Source organism: Aromatoleum toluclasticum ATCC 700605 (genome assembly GCF_000378245.1).
Classification (GTDB): domain Bacteria; phylum Pseudomonadota; class Gammaproteobacteria; order Burkholderiales; family Rhodocyclaceae; genus Aromatoleum; species Aromatoleum toluclasticum.
Genome location: NZ_KB899510.1, coordinates 1 through 18,199 on the forward strand (window position 1 = coordinate 1; position 18,199 = coordinate 18,199).

An 18,199-nucleotide genomic window follows, 5' to 3' on the forward strand; every position below is an offset into this window, starting at 1 on the left:
CTCAAGGACGACGGGCTCTTGCCGCGCGTGTGCCGTATCCGGGCCGAGCTGTACGGCTCGCTCGGTGCCACCGGCAAGGGCCACGGCAGCGACAAGGCGGTGCTGCTGGGCCTGGAAGGCGAGGCGCCGGATCTCATCGACCCCGACACCATCGACAGCCGCCTCGCGGCGATCCGCGGGGCCAGGCGCCTCACCCTGCTGGGCCTGCATGGCGTGCCCTACGAGGAGAAGACCGATCTCGTCTTCCTGCGCCGCCAGACGCTGCCCTATCACCCGAACGGCCTGCGCCTGACGGCCTTTGGCGAGGGCGAGTGCGAACTGTCGAGCAAGGTGTACTACTCGGTCGGCGGCGGCTTCGTCGTCAATGAAGAAGCCGCGGGGGCGGATCGCATCGTCCAGGACAGCACCTCGCTGCCGTACCCCTTCCACAGCGCCGACCAGCTGCTCACGCAGTGCGCGGTGAATGAGCTCTCGGTCAGCCAGCTGATGCTGGAGAACGAGAAGGCGTGGAGGAGCGAAGCCGAGACGAGGAACGGCCTCTTGCACATCTGGAAGGTGATGCAGGCCTGCGTGCGCCGCGGCTGCGAGATCGAAGGCACGCTGCCGGGCGGCATGAAGGTCAAGCGCCGCGCGGCCGAGATGCACCGCAAGCTCTCGGGCGCGCCCGAAGCGAGCCTGCGCGATCCGCTCACGACCATGGACTGGGTGAATCTCTACGCGCTGGCGGTCAATGAAGAGAACGCCGCGGGCGGGCGCATCGTCACCGCCCCGACCAACGGCGCGGCCGGGATCATCCCCGCGGTGCTGCACTACTACTACCGCTTCATCCCCGGCGCGACCGAGGACGGCGTGGTGCGCTTCCTCGCCACGGCGGCCGCGATCGGCATCCTCTTCAAGGAGAACGCCTCGATCTCGGGCGCCGAAGTCGGCTGCCAGGGCGAAGTCGGCGTGGCGTGCTCGATGGCCGCCGGTGCGCTCACCGAAGTCATGGGCGGCACGCCCGAGCAGGTCGAGAACGCGGCCGAGATCGGCATGGAGCACAACCTCGGCCTCACCTGCGACCCGGTGGGGGGCCTCGTGCAGGTGCCGTGCATCGAGCGCAACGCGATGGGCTCGATCAAGGCCATCAACGCCGCGCGCATGGCGCTCAGGGGCGACGGCAAGCACTTCGTGTCGCTCGACAAGGTGATCAAGACCATGCGCGACACCGGTCGCGACATGAAGGACAAGTACAAGGAGACGTCGCGCGGGGGACTCGCCGTGAACGTCATCGAATGCTGAAGACGAGGAGATAGGACATGCAGCATTACTCGGGATTCGGGCTCGTCAAGCACGCGCTCACCTACCACGAGAACTGGCAGCGCGCGTGGCGCAACCCGACGCCGAAGAAGAAATACGACATCGTGATCGTCGGCGGCGGCGGCCACGGGCTCGCCACCGCCTATTACCTCGCCAAGGAACACGGCATCACCAACGTCGCGGTGGTCGAGAAGGGCTGGCTGGGCGGGGGCAACACCGCGCGCAACACCACCATCGTGCGCTCGAACTACCTGTGGGACGAGGCCGCGTGGCTGTACGAGCACGCGATGAAGCTGTGGGAAGGCCTCTCCCAGGATCTGAACTACAACGTGATGTACTCCCAGCGCGGCGTGATGAACCTCGGCCACACGCTGCAGGACATGCGCGACATCCACCGCCGCGTCAATGCCAACCGCCTCAACGGCATCGACGGCGAAGTGCTGGACGTCAAGCAGATCCAGGAGATCGTGCCGATCATGGACCTGTCGAAGAACACGCGCTATCCGGTGATGGGCGCCTCCTGGCAGCCGCGCGGCGGCGTGGCGCGCCATGATGCGGTGGCCTGGGGCTTCGCCCGCGGCGCGGACGCGCTGGGCGTGGACATGCTGCAGCAGACCGAAGTCACCGGCATCCGCAAGAACGGCAACAAGGTCGTCGGCGTCGAGACCAACCGCGGCTTCATCGCCGCCGACACGGTGGGGGTCGTGACTGCCGGCAACTCCGGTGTGCTCGCGAAGATGGCGGGCTTCCAGCTGCCGATCGAATCGCACCCGCTGCAGGCGCTGGTGTCCGAGCCGATGAAGCCCATCCTCGACACCGTCGTGATGTCGAACAAGGTGCACGGCTACGTGAGCCAGTCGGACAAGGGCGACCTCGTGATCGGCGCGGGCATCGACGGCTACAACGGCTACGGCCAGCGCGGCAGCTACGCGACCATCGAACACACGCTGCAGGCCATCGTCGAGATGTTCCCGATCTTCTCGCGCGTGCGCATGAACCGCCAGTGGGGCGGCATCGTCGATACCTGCCCGGACGCGTGCCCGATCATCTCGGCCACCCCGGTGGGGGGGCTCTTCTTCAACTGCGGCTGGGGCACCGGCGGCTTCAAGGCCACCCCGGGCTCGGGCAACGTCTTTGCGGCGACCTTGGCCGCGGGCAAGGCGCATCCGCTCGCCGCGCCGTTCTCCATCGACCGCTTCATCTCCGGAAAACTCATCGACGAGCACGGCGCCGCGGGCGTCGCGCACTGACAGGAGCCGCACCCATGCTGCACATCTACTGCCCGCACTGCGCGGAAACCCGCGAAGAGGAAGAGTTCCGGCCGAAGGGCGAAGCGCACATCGCGCGCCCGGTGGAACCGGAAGCCACGAGCGACGAAGACTGGGGCAACTACCTCTTCTTCCGCAAGAACCCGCGCGGCCTGCACCACGAGCTGTGGTACCACGCCGCGGGCTGCCGCAAGTTCTTCAACGTGACGCGTGACACCGTGAGCTACCAGATTCACGAAACCTACAAGGTCGGCCAGAAGCCTTCGGTCACCGCTGACAAAGGAGCGGCCAAATGAGCCAGCAGAATCGTCTCGGTACGGGCGGGCGCATCGACCGCAGCCGCCCGCTGCGCTTCAGCTTCAACGGCCAGACCCTTGAGGGCTTCGCCGGCGACACGCTCGCCTCCGCCTTGCTCGCCAACGGCGTCGATGTCGTGGGCCGCAGCTTCAAGTACTCACGCCCGCGCGGCATCGTTGCCGCGGGCGCCGAGGAGCCGAATGCGATCGTGCAGCTCGGGGCCACCGAAGCGGGCCAGGTGCCCAACGTGCGTGCGACGCAACAGGCGCTCTACGGCGGGCTGGTGGCCGCGAGCACCAACGGCTGGCCGAACGTCGACCGCGACCTGCTGGGCGTGATCGGCAGCGTCGGCGGGCGCATGATGCCCCCGGGCTTCTACTACAAGACCTTCATGGCACCGGCCTCGCTGTGGCCGAAGTACGAAAAGTACATCCGCAAGGCCGCCGGCCTCGGGCGCACGCCGAAGGAGAAGGACCCGGACATCTACGATCACATCAACCGCCACTGCGACGTGCTGGTGATCGGCGCGGGCCCGGCGGGATTGGCCGCAGCCTTGGCGGCGGGCCGTTCCGGCGCACGCGTGATCGTGTGCGACGAACAGGACGAGATGGGCGGATCGCTGCTCGATGCGCGCGAACTCGTCGACGGCCGCCCGGCGTCCGCGTGGGTCGCCAGCGTGCTCGCCGAGCTCGCGACCCTGCCCGAAGTGCTGGTGCTGCCGCGCACCACCGCCAACGGCTACCACGACCACAACTTCGTGACGCTGCACGAGCGCCGCACCGAGCATCTCGCGGATCTCGCGCCGAGCATCAACGGCCGCCGCCAGGTGCGCGCCCGCATGCACCGCGTGCGCGCCGGCGAGGTGATCCTCGCCACCGGCACGCACGAGCGTCCGCTCGTCTTCGCCAACAACGATGTGCCGGGCAGCATGGTGGCCGGTGCGGTGTCGACCTACATCCGCCGCTACGCCGTCGTCCCGGGCCGCCGCCTGGTGCTGTCGACCGCCAACGACCACGCCTACCGCGCCGCGCTCGACTGGGCGGACGCCGGCCGCGAAGTGGTCGCGATCGTCGATGCCCGCGAGCATCCCGAGGGCGACCTCGTCAACGAAGCGCGTGCGCGCAACATCCGCATCATCCCCGGCTCCGCGGTGATCGAAGCGAACGGCAAGAAGCGTGTCACGGGCGCGCAGGTCGCGCGCATCGACATCGGCGGCTTCAAGGTCGCCGGTCGCGTCGAAACCTTGTCCTGCGACACCATCGCGAGCTCGGGCGGCTACAGCCCCGTCGTGCATCTGGCGGCGCACACCGGTGCGCGTCCCGAGTGGCGCGATGACATCCTCGGCTTCGTGCCCGGCAAGGTGCCGGGCATGACCCCGGTGGGCGGCGTGCACGGCAAGAGCGCGATTGCCGAAGCGCTCGCCGACGGCGCCGCGGCCGGCGTGGCCGCGGCCCAGCGCACCGGCTTCAAGGTCGAAGCGCCCGCGCTGCCCAAGGTCGCCAAGGTGCGCGAAGGCAAGGCCGCGGCGCTCTACCAGGTGCCGCACGTGAAACCCGCGATGCGCGCCCCGAAGCAGTTCGTCGATCCGCAGAACGACGTCACCGCGGCCGGCATCGAGCTCGCCACGCGCGAAGGCTTCGAGTCGATCGAGCACGTCAAGCGCTACACCGGCATGGGCTTCGGCACCGACCAGGGCAAGCTCGGCAACATCAACGGCATGGCGATCGCCGCGCGCTGCCTGAAGCAGACCATCCCGCAGACCGGCACCACGGTGTTCCGCCCGAACTACACGCCGATCACCTTCGGCGCGATCGCCGGGCGCCACTGCCGCGAGTTCTTCGACCCGCGTCGGTTCACGGCACTGCACGCGTGGCACGTCGAGCACGGCGCGAAGTTCGAGGAAGTGGGCCAGTGGATGCGTCCGTGGTACTTCCCGCGCGGCAACGAGACCATGCACGAGGCGGTGCAGCGCGAATGCCGCGCCGTGCGCGAAGGCGTCGGCATCCTCGACGCCTCGACGCTGGGCAAGATCGAGATCCAGGGCAAGGACGCGCGCGAGTTCCTCAACCGCATCTACACCAACGCCTGGACCAAGCTCGACGTCGGCAAGTGCCGCTATGGCCTCATGTGCAAGGACGACGGCATGGTGATGGACGACGGCGTGACCGCGTGCATCGGCGACAACCACTTCCACATGACCACGACGACCGGCGGCGCCGCGGCGGTGCTGGACTGGATGGAGCTGTGGCACCAGACCGAGTGGCCCGAGCTGGAGGTGTATTTCAACTCGGTGACCGACCACTGGGCGGCGATGGCGATCAACGGCCCCAACGCGCGGAAGCTCCTCGCGGAGCTCACCGACGACATCGACCTCGCGCGCGACAACTTCAAGTTCATGGACATGCGCGAAGGCACGGTCGCGGGCGTCCCGGCGCGCGTGTATCGCATCTCCTTCACCGGCGAGCTCTCCTACGAGATCAACGTGCAGGCCAACCACGCGCTGCATGTGTGGAAGGCGCTGTTCGAGAAGGGCGAGAAGTACGGCCTGACGCCCTACGGCACCGAGACCATGCACGTGCTGCGCGCCGAGAAGGGCTTCATCATCGTCGGCCAGGAAACCGACGGCTCGATGACGCCCGAGGATCTGGGCATGCAGTGGTGCGTGGGCTACAAGAAGCCCTTCTCGTGGATCGGGCGGCGCGCGCTGACGCGCCCGGACACCAAGCGCGAGGACCGCAAGCAGCTCGTCGGCCTCAAGCCCCTCGACCCGCAGCTGGTGCTCGACGAGGGTGCGCAGATCGTGCTCGAGAAGGAGATCCGCATCCCGATGCCCATGGTCGGGCACGTCACGTCGAGCTATTACAGCCCCAACCTGGGCCACTCGTTCGCGCTCGCGGTCGTCAAGGGCGGCAGCCAGCGCATCGGGCAAACCGTTTATCTGCCGATGGCCGACGGCCGGGTGCATGCGGCCGAGGTCGTGAGCCCGGTCTTCCTGGATGCAGAAGGAGCACGCCAAAATGTCTGAGATTGCACAGATGGACCTGAATCCGCGTGGCGCGGTGAAGTCCGAGTCGCCGCTGGCGATGACGCGCGTGAACGTCGTGCTCGCCGCGTCGGCGCGTGACGCCGGCGTGGTGGTGCGCGAGAAACCCTTCCTCGGGCATCTCGTGCTGCGTGGGCGCGCCGAGGACGAAGCCTTCCGCGCCGGTGTCGAGCGCGTGCTGGGTCTGGCGCTGCCGCTCGCGCTCGGTCCGGTCGCGCGCGACGAGGCGCGCGGCGTGAGCCTGCAGTGGATGTCGCCCGACGAGTGGCTGATCGTCGTGCCGGCCGGGCTCGAGTTCGACGCCGAGGCGGCGCTGCGGCGCGAGCTCACCGGTCACTACGCGGTGATGAACACCAGCGGCGGCCAGACGGTGCTGGAGCTCACGGGCCCGAAGGTGCGCGAGCTCTTGATGAAGTGCACCCCCTACGACGTGCATCCGCGCGCCTTCCCGGTCGGCAAGGGCGTCTCCAGCGTCTTCGCGAAGAGCTCGGCAGTCATCCGCCGCGTCGATGAAGAGCGCTGGGAACTCGTGATCCGCCGCAGCTTCGCCGATTACCTGTACCGCTGGATCCTCGATGCGGCGGAGGAGTTCGGGGTGTTCGTCTCGCCGTCGGAATCCGCAGGCTCAGTTGAACACCGTATGGCGCGCGAGGCGGCGGTCGAGGGTCGCTAGACGGGAGAATGCAAGCAAATGGGAACGCCGGGCGTGCGACATCGGGCTGGATGTCGAGCGCCTGGCGTAGCCAGCCGGTGAGCGGAGATATTGCGGAGAGGAGTCTGGCAGCATGCCCGAGGGTGCGAAAGTGCTGGTGGTCGATGATGACCCGGTGACCCGCAACTGCCTGGCGGAATACTTCGCTGCAGAAAATTACGATGTGATCGTCGCGGAGACGGCCGAGGAGGCTGGACGCATCGCCGTGACGGACGATGTCGACCTCGTGCTGCTCGATATCCGGCTGCCGGGGAAGACGGGCTGACCCTGACGCGCGAACTGCGTGTGCAGTCCGATCTCGGCATCATTCTCGTGTCGGGGCGACAGGACGAGATCGAGCGTATCGTCGGCCTCGAATGCGGCGCCGACGAGTACGTCACCAAGCCGTTCAACCCGCGGAAAATCCTGGCACGGGCCAAGAATCTGATCCGGCGGGTGAAGCAGGCACGTGCCGCGCCCGCCGACGCGGTTCGGGAAAACGTGGTGGTCTTTGCCGGTTGCACCCTGCATATCGACCGGCGGCGCCTCGCGTTCTCGGAAGAGCCTCTCGTCGCTGACCCTGTCGTGCTCTTCGTCCGCCGCGACCGGCAGTTCCCGTTCGCGCAATGGTCCGACCTCGCAGGCAAGACGGTGGGGCTGCTGCTCGGGGACAGTTTCGACGAGCGTTTCGACCGTTTTGCCGAGGCGCGCCTGAAGGTCGAACGGGTGTCGAGCAGCGAGCAGAACGTGCGCAAGCTGATGCTCGGGCGCATCGATTTCATGCCGGTCGGCCTGCGTACCTGGCGTCTGCAGGGGCAATGGTCGGCAGCGGCCAATGCTTGCGCGCGACCTGGAGGATGCAGAGGGCTATCTGCAATAGCGGTGGATTCGTGACAGAGGATGGCGGATCGGTGCTATCCGCGCGTGATCGAAGCCTATCTTGAGGGAGCGTGTGCAAAATTGTGATGACTTGTGCGGTCGCGATTTACATCCAGGCCCGCGACGGTGATACCCGTCGTCGCTGGATTGCTCGCACCTGTCGCAATGCGGCACGTTAAGGTCTGATCGCTGATTTATCTTGGGTCTTCGTAACACCGGACGGGGACGAACATGAACCAGATCTTCATCGATGACATTCACGCAGACGCGCAGGTCGGCATCTACCCGCATGAGCTGGTCGGTTCGCAGCCCGTGTCGATCACCTTGCGCCTCGGCATCGGCGGACGGGCTGCCCGCAGCGACCGCATCGAGGACACCATCGACTACGCGGAGCTGGTCGTGCGCCTGCGGGAGTACCTCGCGCAGCGTCGCTTTGCGCTGCTCGAACACCTGGCAGATTCACTGGCCGGCGTGATCTTCGACAAATTCCGCCCGAGCTGGCTGACCCTGTCCGTGCATAAGCCACAGGTGCTGGAAGGCGTGGGGCGCGTCGGCGTGATGATCGAACGCAAGCACGACGAATACGTGGCGCAGGCTCCCTTCCCGCTGCACCAGGCGGCGAAGGAGGGCGTCGACGTCTTCCGCGTGTTCGACTCGCTCAACGACAAGGTCGCGGCGCGGGATCTGCTGGTCGAGCTCGCCTGAGAACGGATATGGGACGCCGCGAAGACGCCTTGTCGGGTGACGAAGCCGTGACGCGCTTGCGTTTCGACTTTCCGACGCTCGATGAGCGCGAAGGACCGCTGGTATTCGAGCAGCCGTCCGAAACCATCGAAGCCCGCGAAGTGTCGCAGGTCCGCACCGCGCTCGCCCGGGCAGATCGCGCCGCCCGCGAGGGCAAGTGGGTCGCCGGCTTCGTCTGCTACGAGGCTGGCGCGGCCTTCGACCCTGCGTTTCGTTTCCGCGGCCGGGCGGATCTCCCGCTCGCATGGTTCGGCGTTTTCGATGAGCCCGTCGCGGCAATCGCCCCAAGGCAGGCTGCGGCCCCGGCCTTCGACTGGGGCCTGTCGGCGGGCCGCCCGCGCTACGAGCAGGATATCGCGGCGATCCTGGAACACATCCGCGCGGGCGATGTGTATCAGGTCAACCACACGCTGCGCCTGGCCGGGCGCTACGCCGGCGACTGGCACTCGCTTTACGCCGGCTTGCGGCAGCGGCAGGCGACGGGGTACTGCGCCTGTATCGAGTTGGGCCGGCACCGCATCCTGAGCGTTTCGCCCGAGCTGTTCTTCTCCCGTGAGAGTCGCCGCCTGACCTTCAAGCCGATGAAAGGCACGGCGCGGCGGGGCGCTTCGAAGGAACTGGATCGTGCGCTGCGGGATTCGCTTGCGACGGCGGAAAAGGAGCGGGCCGAGAACCTCATGATCGTCGATCTCATCCGCAACGACCTGTCACGCATCGCGCAACCGCATTCCGTGTCGGTGCCGTCGCTGTTCTCCATCGAGAAATATCCCACGGTATGGCAGATGACGTCGACCGTGACCGCCGACATCGCGCCTGATATCGGACTGGAAGAGATCTTCGCCGCGACCTTTCCCTGCGGATCGATCACCGGCGCACCGAAGATCGAAGCAATGAAAATCATTGCCGAACTTGAGACCGAAGCGCGGGGAATTTATTGCGGTGCGATAGGAATGCTGCGGCCCGGCGGTGATGCGGTTTTCAATGTCGCAATTCGCACGCTCGCATTGGACACCATTGCAGGTACAGGCCAATACGGCGTTGGAAGCGGCATCACCGCCGATTCGATTGCCCGCAGCGAATACGACGAGGTCTTCGCGAAATGTCTGGTGGTGCAGGAATTATCGGTAATCGATTGATATTGAAGCGTCGCGAAAACGGACCACACCCTGCGTACTTCTGTTCGTGCCGGTGGCGGCCCCGATATAGAAGAATTCTGTTTATGGAAAGATGCCAGGAAGCACTCGACGGTTGTTCTCCCTCTCCAACCCGCATTCCCTCGCGTGCGGCATCTTTCCCTTTTATTGGCAGCAACATGAACTGCAGGAGAAAGTCGTGTCCAGGGATGCAGCAAAGAAACTGAAGCAGGCTTTTGCGGCTGCGCAGGACGAGGTGCAACGCAAGGCGGCGGCCGTTGCGTTGTTGAAACATAGTCTTGACCTGGGACACCGCCGGCTTTCATTGATGCGCCTGGAAGCCGCCATCGGTTGCGGCGCTGCTCTTGCCGACGAGGACCTCCACCGTTGTGCGGATCTGGCGTTGATGGTCAGTGATCCGGGCATCCATGCCCGACTGGCGCAGGTGAGCCGTCGGCTTGCTGCCGTGCTTTCTTCCTCCGCGCCCTGATTGGCGAAGGCGCAGCTCACCGCCACTCCGCAATTGCCGCCGCCAGTCGCTGCCAGTGTGCGTCGCCCGCCGGCAACCCGAAACGGAGCAGCGGTTGGGGATCGTAGTGCCGAACGAGAATGCCTCGTTCGGCAAAATGTTTGAAGAGGGAATGGGCGCGGTCGGTGGTGACGGTCGCGAATAGCGGCGTTGCGGCAACCTGGCCGAGCGGCGCCAGGACCTGCTGCAGTCGCCGACTGCCGGCTGTCAGCGCGTCTCGGGTTTCGGCCTGCCAGGTGTGATCAGCCAAGGCCCGCTTGGCGACTTCCCGGGATGGCCCGGCGAGCGCCCAAGGGCCGATGGCTTCGCGCAGGCGGGCGAGGATTTCGGCAGTCGCGAAGACGAAACCCACCCGTGCGCCGGCCAGTCCGAAAAACTTCCCGAGGGAACGCAGAACGATCAGGTTGGGCGCCTGCGCGCTGCCGGCCAGGTCGGCGACGCTGTTCTCCGGTTGGGAATCGGCGAAAGCCTCGTCCACCACCAGCCAGCCCCCCCGGCGTTGGAGTTCGTCGGCTGCGGCCAGCACGGCGCTGCGCGTATGCAACTCCGCGGTCGGGTTGTTGGGATTGCAGACCACCACCACGGGCGTGGCGGCGGCGAGCGCCTGCGCCAAGGTGGAATACGCCAGGGAGAGGACCCGATGCCCGGCCTTTGCCCACGCCTGCGGGTGCTCGTTGTAGATCGGAACCAGGCAGGCGACCGTGCCCGTGGGAAACAGGCCAGGCAAGAGCTGGATGGCGGCTTGTGATCCCGGGACGGGCAGCAGGCCATCGCTGCCGTAATAGCTTGCCGCTGCCGCTTCCAGTCCGTCGTCGTCTTCCGGCAAGCGTTGCCAACTGGCGGGCGGCAAGGGCGGCACCGGCCAGCCGCGTGGGCTTATTCCGGTTGAAAGGTCCAGCCATTCGGAGGGAGGGATTCCGTATCGTACGGATGCGGCGAGGAGGCGGCCACCGTGTTCAAGCATTAAGGGCTCCGATGATCAAAAGGACGGCCAGCCAAAGCCAGAGCCCGCGCTGGACCAGGGCGACGGCACGGCCGATGTCGGCGGCGCAGGCTGGCCCGCCTTTGCCCAGGGGCGGACGCTGCTCTTCGCGGCCGTGGTATATGGCGCTGCCGCCCAGGACGATGCCGAGCGTGCCGGCACCGGCTGCCATGACCGGACCGGCATTGGGACTTTCCCAGGCACCGGCCTGCGCTCGCCAGCAGGCCAGCGCCCGAACCGGGTGGCCTAGAAGGGCGTAGGTCAGTGCAGTCAGGCGGGCCGCCGGCCAGTTGAGGAGATCGTCGAACCGCGCCGCTGCCCAGCCGAAATCGAGGAAGCGACCGGTCTTGTAGCCCCACATTGCATCCAGCGTATTGGCCAGGCGGAAGAGCAGGGCGCCGGGGCCGCCCAGGAGAGCAAACCAGAACAGGGCGCCGAACACCGCGTCATTGCCGTTTTCCAGCACCGACTCGACGCCGGCTTTTGCGACGCCGGTGGCATCCAGGCTTGCGGTGTCGCGGGACACCATCCAGCCGACGCGTCTGCGCGCCTCCGGCAAGTCGCCGCTGGCCAAAGGGATTTGCACCGCCGTGGCATGTTCCGAAAGGCTCCTGGCGCCGAGCGCGAAATAGAGCAGAGCCGCGTCGACGACAAAGGGCATCAAGGGCCGCAGCCAGAACGCCAATGCGACCCAGGGGCCGACCGTCAGTCCCAGCGCGAGAATGCCGCCGGCGCGAGTGCGCCGGTTGAGGCGTGCCTCGGCGAGCGCGGCCAGCCGGCCGAAGCCGACCAGAGGGTGCCAGCGCCTCGGCTCGCCCAACAAGCGGTCGAGAAGCACGGCTGCGAGGGCAGCGAGCGGCAGCGAGAAGGCGTCTTGCATCGGATCAGGCCTCGGAGAGGGCCGACGGACCTCGGTGCTGCGGTACACGGTGCTGGCCACGCATGTCGCGGCGGCTGACGATGGTCCGATACACGGAGGCGCGTACTCGAGCGGAAAAGTGGTGTTCGGTCCGGATGGCTTGGCTTTCCATGGGATTCATGCCTTGGCGAGAGAGAGTGCTGCCGATGACGACCCGTGACGGGGGCTCCGTGTTCAGGGGCAGGGGAAGACGTTGGCGTGGCGCGTGTCGTGTGCGGCATTGTGGGCCGCGATGAGGTGGCTGAAGCCGAAGCCGGAGACAGTCACGGCGCCGGGCAAAGCGGCGGCTTCCCACACCAATGGCGTGCCGGTGTAGCGGTGTACCGTTTTCCGAATGCATGACGACTCCCCGCGAGTGCGTGATAAACGCGCGCCGGGGAATGTCGGATCGGTACTTGTGGCTGGGTCGATGAGGCGTGGCGGACGGGCCTGAGCCCGCGACGGACGCGATCGGATTCCAGTCGGCAAGCCCACACCCCGGGGCGCAAACCTTCCAAATCGATCGGGCCGGTCTTCTGGCTTGCCTTCTTCCGGAACCCCGCCGCCTTCCCGAGAGTAAAGGCTCAGTGGCGTATGGCGGATCCGTCAGGCTTACAGCAGCGGGGGCTGCGCCGGAATGTCTTGTAATCCAAGAGTCACCGGCTTCCCGTTTCACCCGCTCCACGGTCGTGGAGCAAGGTACCCGTGTTCGAAGTGTACCTAAAGCTAAAGTCATTTGGGAAGTGTTTAAATGCAAACCCATGACAATGCGACCAGGTCGTGCTCAATAGCGTCATTTGTGCGATTGGCATGGGCGCGAACCATTGACCGATTGAATCCGGCCAGGCGAGAATCCCGTTTCCTTTCGGTTCGACGAAACGGAACACGGTGCGAATCCGTGGCGGGCCCGCCGCTGTATCCGGGGACGGCCGCTGCCAGGTTGAAGAAACCAGCCACTGACGGGGACCACCCCGGCGGGAAGGCGCAGCGATCCGGCTGATCCGGTAGCCAGAAGACGTGTCGAACCGATTCGGAGCCAAGGCAAGGGCTCCGGCTGAACGCATGCTTGCGCGTGCGCTCAGCCGGAGCCCTTTTTGTTTTTCATCTCGAGGAATAGATCATGACCCGGACCGTTCAAACCCAAACCCAAACCCAAGCGCAAGCCAACATTCAGCAGCCCCAGGCAGCCGCGCCGACCATCGCCGTCCGCAAGAGCTGTAACCCGGACGGCATCGGCCTTTCGCACTATGTCCTGATGGACAAGAAGGCCGCCAAGTGACGGCGGCCCTGCCGAGCCGGGCCTTGGCGGGCCCGGCCCTCATTCCGGTGGACATCGGCCACCCCGTGTATGCGGCCGTGACCGATCCCGATACCGCCTTCTGGGCCCTGGTGGACAAGACCCGCCTGGCCGAAACCGTGGCCGGCGGCCCGCTGCTGGATGCCTACCGGGAGCAGGCCGGAGCTTTCGGGCAAGAACTGCATGCCCTGCGCTTCGGCTTGAAGCCTTCGGGCGTCTACCTCAACCCGACCGAGCGCTGCAATCTCGATTGCACCTATTGCTACCTGCCCGGCAAGCAGCGCAGCGGCGGCCAGCACATGCCTGCGGAAACCCTCATCGCCTCGCTCGGCCGGCTGCGCGACTATTTCCGCTCCGTCATGCCCGAGGGGCGGAAGCCACGTGCCATTTTCCACGGCGCCGAGCCGCTCATGAACCAGGCTGCGGTATTCGCTGCCATCAACGAATTCGCCGACGATTTCGCTTTCGGAGTACAGACCAACGGCACGCTCCTCAACGACGCTGCCGTCGATTTCCTGACCAGCCGCAATGTCAGCATCGGCCTTTCCCTCGACGGGCCAGTGGCCGGCATCACCGACGCCACCCGCCGCACCTGGGGCGGCAAGAGCGTGCACGGCAAGGTGTTGGCGGCGATGGACAAGCTGAAGGGTTACGGCTCGTGGAGCGTCATCACCACCTGCACCACCGAGAACCTGCCCCACCTCACTTCCATGGTCGAGCTGTTCCATGCCCATGAGGTGCCGACCTGCATGCTCAACACCCTGCGCTGCACGCTGCCGGGCGCGCGCGGGGTGAAGCCGGCGGACGGAGAGATGGCCAAGGCTTTCTTTGCCGCCCTCGATCGCAGCCATGCCTTGTACCGGGAGTCCGGGCGGAAGCTGGTGGTGGCGAATTTTGCCAACATCCTGATCGGCATCCTGGCGCCGACGGCGCGGCGGTTGATGTGCGACATTTCGCCCTGCGGCGGCGGTCGCGCCTTCTTCGCCCTGGCGGCGGACGGCAGCCTTTATCCGTGCAGCGAATTCATCGGCCTGCCGCGCTTCAACGGTGGCTCGCTCCTCTCCGAGGGGGGTGTCGAGGCGGCACTGGCATCCGAAGCCTTCAAGACGGTGATCGGGCGCGACGTGGATAAATTCAGTCCCTGTGGCGACTGTGCCATCCGGCATTTCTGCGGTTCGCCGTGTCCGGCCGAAGCCCACGAAATGAATGGCGGCATGGAGAAAATCGGTGCCTTCTGCGACTTCTACAAGGAGCAGGTCAATTACGCCCTGCGCCTGATCGCCGATGGCAAGGCTGACGACTATCTGTGGGACGGCTGGGACGAGGGCACCGAGACGCTGTTCGATCTCTCCCTCTGAACTTCAGGAAGATCGCGTAGATGCAGAAAAGGCCGGTTCATACCGGCCTTTTTCGTGGTGCGCCCAGGTGTCGCTCAGGTGTTCGAGTCGGGGAAGGACTCCTTGCGCTGGCGCATATAGTCCTGGAGCGCCTCGTCGATGGCGGGGTCGAGCTCGGGCGCCTCGTACTCGCCGAGCATCTTCTTCCAGCGTGCGTTGGCGCGCTGGGCCATGTCGAGGCGGCCCTCGGCGTCCCATTGCTCGAAGCTGTTGTTGTCGGCGATGGGCGAGCGGTAGAAGGCGTTCTCGAAGTTCGCCTGGGTGTGGGCGCAGCCGAGGAAGTGCTTGCCGGGACCGACTTCGCGGATCGCGTCCATCGCCTGGCCGTTTTCGGACAGGTCGACGCCGCCCATCAGGACCTGCATCATGCCGGCCTGGTCGGCGTCCATGATGAACTTCTCGTAGCCCATCGCCAGACCGCCTTCGAGCCAGCCCGCGGTGTGCAGCGCGAAGTTCACCCCGGCGAGCGCGGTGGGCAGCAGGGTGTTGGCGCTTTCGCTCGCGGCCTGTGCGTCGGGGACCTTCGAGGCCGTCAGCGATCCGCCGGAACGGAAGGGCACGCCGAGGCGGCGCGCGAGGTTTGCCATCACGTACAGCACCAGCGCGGGCTCGGGCGTACCGAAGGTGGGGGCGCCGGACTGCATCGACATGGAGCTCGCGAAGCTGCCGAACACCACCGGGGCGCCCGGATTGACCAGCTGGACGAAGGCCATGCCGGCCATCGCCTCGGCGAGCGTCTGCGCGGCAGTGCCGGCGACGGTTACCGGCGACATCGCGCCGGCGAGGATGAACGGGGTGACGATGCAGGCCTGGTTGGCGCGCGCATAGACCTTGGCGGCGCCGAGCATCGTGTCGTCGAAGGTCATCGGCGAGTTGGCGTTGATCAGGTTGATCACGGCGGTGCGCGGCTTGCCCGTTTCGGGGTCGATCCACTGGTCGCCGAACAGGATCCTGGCCATTTCGACCGTGTCCTGCGCGCGCTCGGGATGGGTGACCGAGCCCATGAAGCACTTGTCGGAGTACTTCATGTGGCTGTAGACCATGTCGAAGTGGCGCTTGTTGACCGGTAGGTCGACCGGCTCGCAGATCGTGCCGCCGGAGTGGTGGAGGCCGGGCGACATGTAGGCGAGCTTGACGAAGTTGCGGAAGTCTTCGATGGTGCCGTAGCGGCGGCCGTCGTCGAGGTTGTGGATGAACGGGCAGCCATAGGCGGGCACGAAGACCGTGTTGGCTCCGCCGATGCGTACGCTGCGTTCGGGATTGCGCGCGATCTGCGTGAATTCGCGCGGTGCGTTCTCCTGGATCAGCTTGCGGCACATCCCGCGGGGCATCCGCACCCGCTCGCCCTGCACGTCGGCCCCGGCATCGCGCCAGATCTGCAGCGCCTCGGGGTCATCGCGGAAGTCGATGCCGATTTCCTCGAGGATCGTGTCGGCGTTGTGCTCGATGATCGAGAGCCCTTCTTCGTTGAGCACTTCGTAGAAGGGAACCTTGCGGGTGACGTACGGGATGCTCATGCCCTGCCCGCGCGACCGCGCCGCACGGCGTGCCTCGCTTCCGCTGCGACCGCCGCGCCGGCGGGTTTCGGTGGTGCTCATTGTCTCGCTCTCCATCGTGTTGTTCGGGACACATCTCGCTGTCAGTATGCGGAGGGAAGGGGGAGGCAGACATGGCAGGGAGCGACCCGCGAATAGCGAATTGCGCCATGCCCGGGTCGGGCGGTCAGGGGATGAGGGCGCCGGCCTGCCGCGACAGCCCTTCCTGCCACAAGCACAGGAGCCCGCGAAGCGAGAGCGGGTCGACGGAGGCCGGCTTGCCGTTTCCGCTTGCGACGTAAGGCGTGGGCGCGGTGGGCGGCCTACCCCGTGGGGTCTGCTCGCCCGCGGGCGGCCGCTTCGTCTCGGGGGCGCCACAGTGGATCGTCCGGCTTGCCGTCGGTTCGGGCGGATAACCGGTGGCAGGTGAAGGCATCACCAGTGCGGCTGCGAGGGCTGAGAAAAGCATCGTGAGGCGGGGCCTGGAGGCAAAGACTCTCACTGGAAACTCCCTCGGTGTCTTCAATGCGACAGGCTTCGCACTGCACGAGTGTGACGTGCGAAGCGGGCGCGACTGCCTGTCGTGCCCGCCACGTGGTCTAAGCCAGCGCGAAGCCGTCCGTGGAACGGCCGCGTGTGTTCAGGCGTAGTGGCACTCGTGCAGTGCCTTGTAGAGGCCGATCATCATCACCAGCAATACGACGGTGAAGGGCAGGCCCGCGGTGACTGCGCCTGCCTGCAAGGCGTTGAGCGCATCCGTACCGCCAGCCGACAGGAGGATTGCGGCGATGATGCCTACCAGGCAGGCCCACAGCACCTTCTGCCGCCGTGGAGCGTCGACCTTTCCGCCGGCCGTGATGCAGTCGATCACCAGCGCGCCGGAATCCGCCGACGTCACGAAGAAGACCAGAATCAGCATGACCGCCAACGCGGACGTGACCGAGCTCATGGGCATGTTCGCGAGCATCTGGAAAAGGGGCAGCGACACATCGCTGATTCCCTTGGCCAGTTCCCCGATTCCCCCCGTGGCCTGCGCCAGCGCGTTACCACCGAAAGCGGTCATCCAGAGCAATGTGACCACGGTCGGGACGATGAGGACCGCGGTCACCATTGCGCGTACCGTGCGGCCACGGGAGATGCGTGCGATGAAGATGCCGACGAAGGGCGACCAGGAGATCCACCATGCCCAGTAGAAGACCGTCCAGCCGTGGAGCCATTTGTCATCCTCGCGACCGATCCAGTTCGACAACTGGAACAGATGTGAGGCGTAGTCGGCGGCTGTAGTGCCGATCCAGCTGAAATACGCAACGATGCCGCCCGCGAATGCGACGAACACCATCAATGTGGTCGCCAAAGCCATATTGATGTTGCTGAGGAGCTTGACGCCTCCGTCGATGCCGCGCCAGACGGACAACACGGTGATGGCGCTCACCACGACGATGATCCAGATCTGCAGATCGAGGGAATTATCGGCCCCGGTCAGGAAATGAAGGCCGCTGGCTGCCTGGGTTGCGCCGAGCCCCAGCGAGGTGGCGAGACCGAAGATCGTCGCCAGTACTGCGACGATGTCAATGATGTGGCCCGCCCAACCACGCACTTTGTTGCCGAGCAGCGGAAAGAATGCTGCACGCAGCGACAGCGGTAACCCCATGTTGAAGGTGAAGAAGCCGATCGCGACCGCAACGACGGCGTAGATTGCCCACGGGTGAAGGCCCCAGTGGAACATCGTGGCGCCCATCGCCGCGCTGGCCGCCTCCGGCGTTCTCGCCTGCGCATTGAGCGGAGTGCCATACCAGTCGGTGTAATAGGCGACGGGCTCGGCGACGCTCCAGAACATCAATCCGATCCCCATGCCCGCAGCGAAAAGCATCGCGAACCAGGACGTTGTCGAGTATTCGGGCCGCGCCTTTGCGCCTCCGAGCCTTACCTTGCCGATCGGGAGTAGAACCAACGCAAAGCAGAACAGCACGAATGCGTTGCCCGCAAACATGAACAGCCAGTCGAAATGCTCGATTGTCCACGTCCGCGCGGCCACCATTTGCGCGCTGGCCGTGGCCGGGTCGAAGAGTGCGTAAAAAATGAAAAGGAGGGTAAAGCCGGCCGAAATCGGGAACACGGGATTATGAAAATCCATGCCCCAAAACTGCTTGTTGTCGATACCTGGCTCCAGAACCAGGGTTTGACTAACGCTCATCTAGTTATCTCCT

At 65.9% G+C, this 18,199-nt stretch carries 15 protein-coding genes, 1 pseudogene and 2 riboswitches; of the genes and pseudogenes, 11 read left to right on the plus strand and 5 right to left on the minus strand.

Features of this window, described 5'->3' with window-relative positions:
* The 9 genes and pseudogenes from F464_RS0123795 to F464_RS0123835 all read left to right on the plus strand — a co-directional run.
* Window positions 1-1,281: L-serine ammonia-lyase (locus F464_RS0123795; RefSeq protein WP_018989911.1), on the plus strand; the 1,281-nt coding region annotated here is incomplete at its 5' end.
* 17 nt (window positions 1,282-1,298) lie between these two features.
* On the plus strand, window positions 1,299-2,549 hold the full coding sequence (locus F464_RS0123800) for a sarcosine oxidase subunit beta family protein (protein WP_018989912.1): 1,251 nt from the start codon (window positions 1,299-1,301) through the stop codon (window positions 2,547-2,549).
* 14 nt (window positions 2,550-2,563) lie between these two features.
* On the plus strand, window positions 2,564-2,863 hold the full coding sequence (locus tag F464_RS0123805; protein WP_018989913.1) for a sarcosine oxidase subunit delta: 300 nt from the start codon (window positions 2,564-2,566) through the stop codon (window positions 2,861-2,863).
* On the plus strand, window positions 2,860-5,889 hold the full coding sequence (locus F464_RS0123810; RefSeq protein WP_018989914.1) for a sarcosine oxidase subunit alpha family protein: 3,030 nt from the start codon (window positions 2,860-2,862) through the stop codon (window positions 5,887-5,889). The genes F464_RS0123805 and F464_RS0123810 overlap by 4 nt, the downstream gene beginning before the upstream one ends.
* Window positions 5,882-6,580: a sarcosine oxidase subunit gamma gene (locus tag F464_RS29410; RefSeq protein ID WP_232429022.1), complete on the plus strand. Its 699-nt coding sequence runs from the start codon at window positions 5,882-5,884 to the stop codon at window positions 6,578-6,580. The genes F464_RS0123810 and F464_RS29410 overlap by 8 nt, the downstream gene beginning before the upstream one ends.
* A 112-nt stretch (window positions 6,581-6,692) precedes the next feature.
* A pseudogene (locus F464_RS32115) lies at window positions 6,693-7,492 on the plus strand (response regulator).
* 216 nt (window positions 7,493-7,708) lie between these two features.
* On the plus strand, window positions 7,709-8,182 hold the full coding sequence (locus F464_RS29420; protein ID WP_018992367.1) for a dihydroneopterin aldolase: 474 nt from the start codon (window positions 7,709-7,711) through the stop codon (window positions 8,180-8,182).
* Window positions 8,183-8,190: 8 nt separating this feature from the next.
* Entirely contained in the window at window positions 8,191-9,357 is a 1,167-nt protein-coding gene (pabB, locus tag F464_RS29425; RefSeq protein WP_018992368.1) for an aminodeoxychorismate synthase component I, read from the plus strand.
* A gap of 112 nt (window positions 9,358-9,469) precedes the next feature.
* Window positions 9,470-9,844, plus strand: coding sequence for a hypothetical protein (locus F464_RS0123835; RefSeq protein ID WP_018992369.1), 375 nt, complete (start codon window positions 9,470-9,472; stop codon window positions 9,842-9,844).
* A gap of 16 nt (window positions 9,845-9,860) precedes the next feature.
* Here the strand turns inward: F464_RS0123835 and cobD are convergent, their stop codons facing one another.
* The 3 genes from cobD to F464_RS31995 form a co-directional block, all read right to left on the minus strand.
* Window positions 9,861-10,847, minus strand: coding sequence for a threonine-phosphate decarboxylase CobD (gene cobD, locus F464_RS0123840; RefSeq protein ID WP_026296277.1), 987 nt, complete (start codon window positions 10,845-10,847; stop codon window positions 9,861-9,863).
* A complete protein-coding gene (gene cbiB, locus F464_RS0123845) occupies window positions 10,840-11,745 on the minus strand; it encodes an adenosylcobinamide-phosphate synthase CbiB (RefSeq protein ID WP_018992371.1) in 906 nt (301 codons plus the stop codon). Before cbiB ends, cobD begins: the two co-directional genes overlap by 8 nt.
* Before the next feature lie 213 nt (window positions 11,746-11,958).
* Complete coding sequence (locus tag F464_RS31995; protein WP_040395749.1) at window positions 11,959-12,258, minus strand: CbtB domain-containing protein; 300 nt, start codon at window positions 12,256-12,258, stop codon at window positions 11,959-11,961.
* Window positions 12,259-12,272: 14 nt separating this feature from the next.
* Window positions 12,273-12,482: riboswitch (cobalamin riboswitch) on the minus strand.
* 130 nt (window positions 12,483-12,612) lie between these two features.
* A riboswitch (cobalamin riboswitch) is annotated at window positions 12,613-12,802 on the plus strand.
* 81 nt (window positions 12,803-12,883) lie between these two features.
* Here F464_RS31995 and cbpA point away from each other — a divergent pair.
* Together cbpA and cbpB are read left to right on the plus strand one after the other, a co-directional pair.
* The gene (cbpA, locus tag F464_RS31740; RefSeq protein WP_018992373.1) at window positions 12,884-13,042 is read left to right on the plus strand and encodes a modified peptide precursor CbpA; all 159 of its coding nucleotides are present in this window, start codon (window positions 12,884-12,886) and stop codon (window positions 13,040-13,042) included.
* Window positions 13,039-14,418, plus strand: coding sequence for a peptide-modifying radical SAM enzyme CbpB (gene cbpB / locus F464_RS0123860; protein ID WP_051092349.1), 1,380 nt, complete (start codon window positions 13,039-13,041; stop codon window positions 14,416-14,418). Before cbpA ends, cbpB begins: the two co-directional genes overlap by 4 nt.
* Window positions 14,419-14,492: 74 nt before the next feature.
* Here cbpB and F464_RS0123865 read toward each other — a convergent pair whose 3' ends face one another.
* Both F464_RS0123865 and F464_RS0123870 read right to left on the minus strand, forming a co-directional pair.
* A complete protein-coding gene (locus F464_RS0123865) occupies window positions 14,493-16,055 on the minus strand; it encodes a trimethylamine methyltransferase family protein (protein ID WP_018992375.1) in 1,563 nt (520 codons plus the stop codon).
* Window positions 16,056-16,632: 577 nt separating this feature from the next.
* Window positions 16,633-18,186, minus strand: coding sequence for a BCCT family transporter (locus tag F464_RS0123870; RefSeq protein WP_026296278.1), 1,554 nt, complete (start codon window positions 18,184-18,186; stop codon window positions 16,633-16,635).
* Window positions 18,187-18,199: the final 13 nt, after the last annotated feature.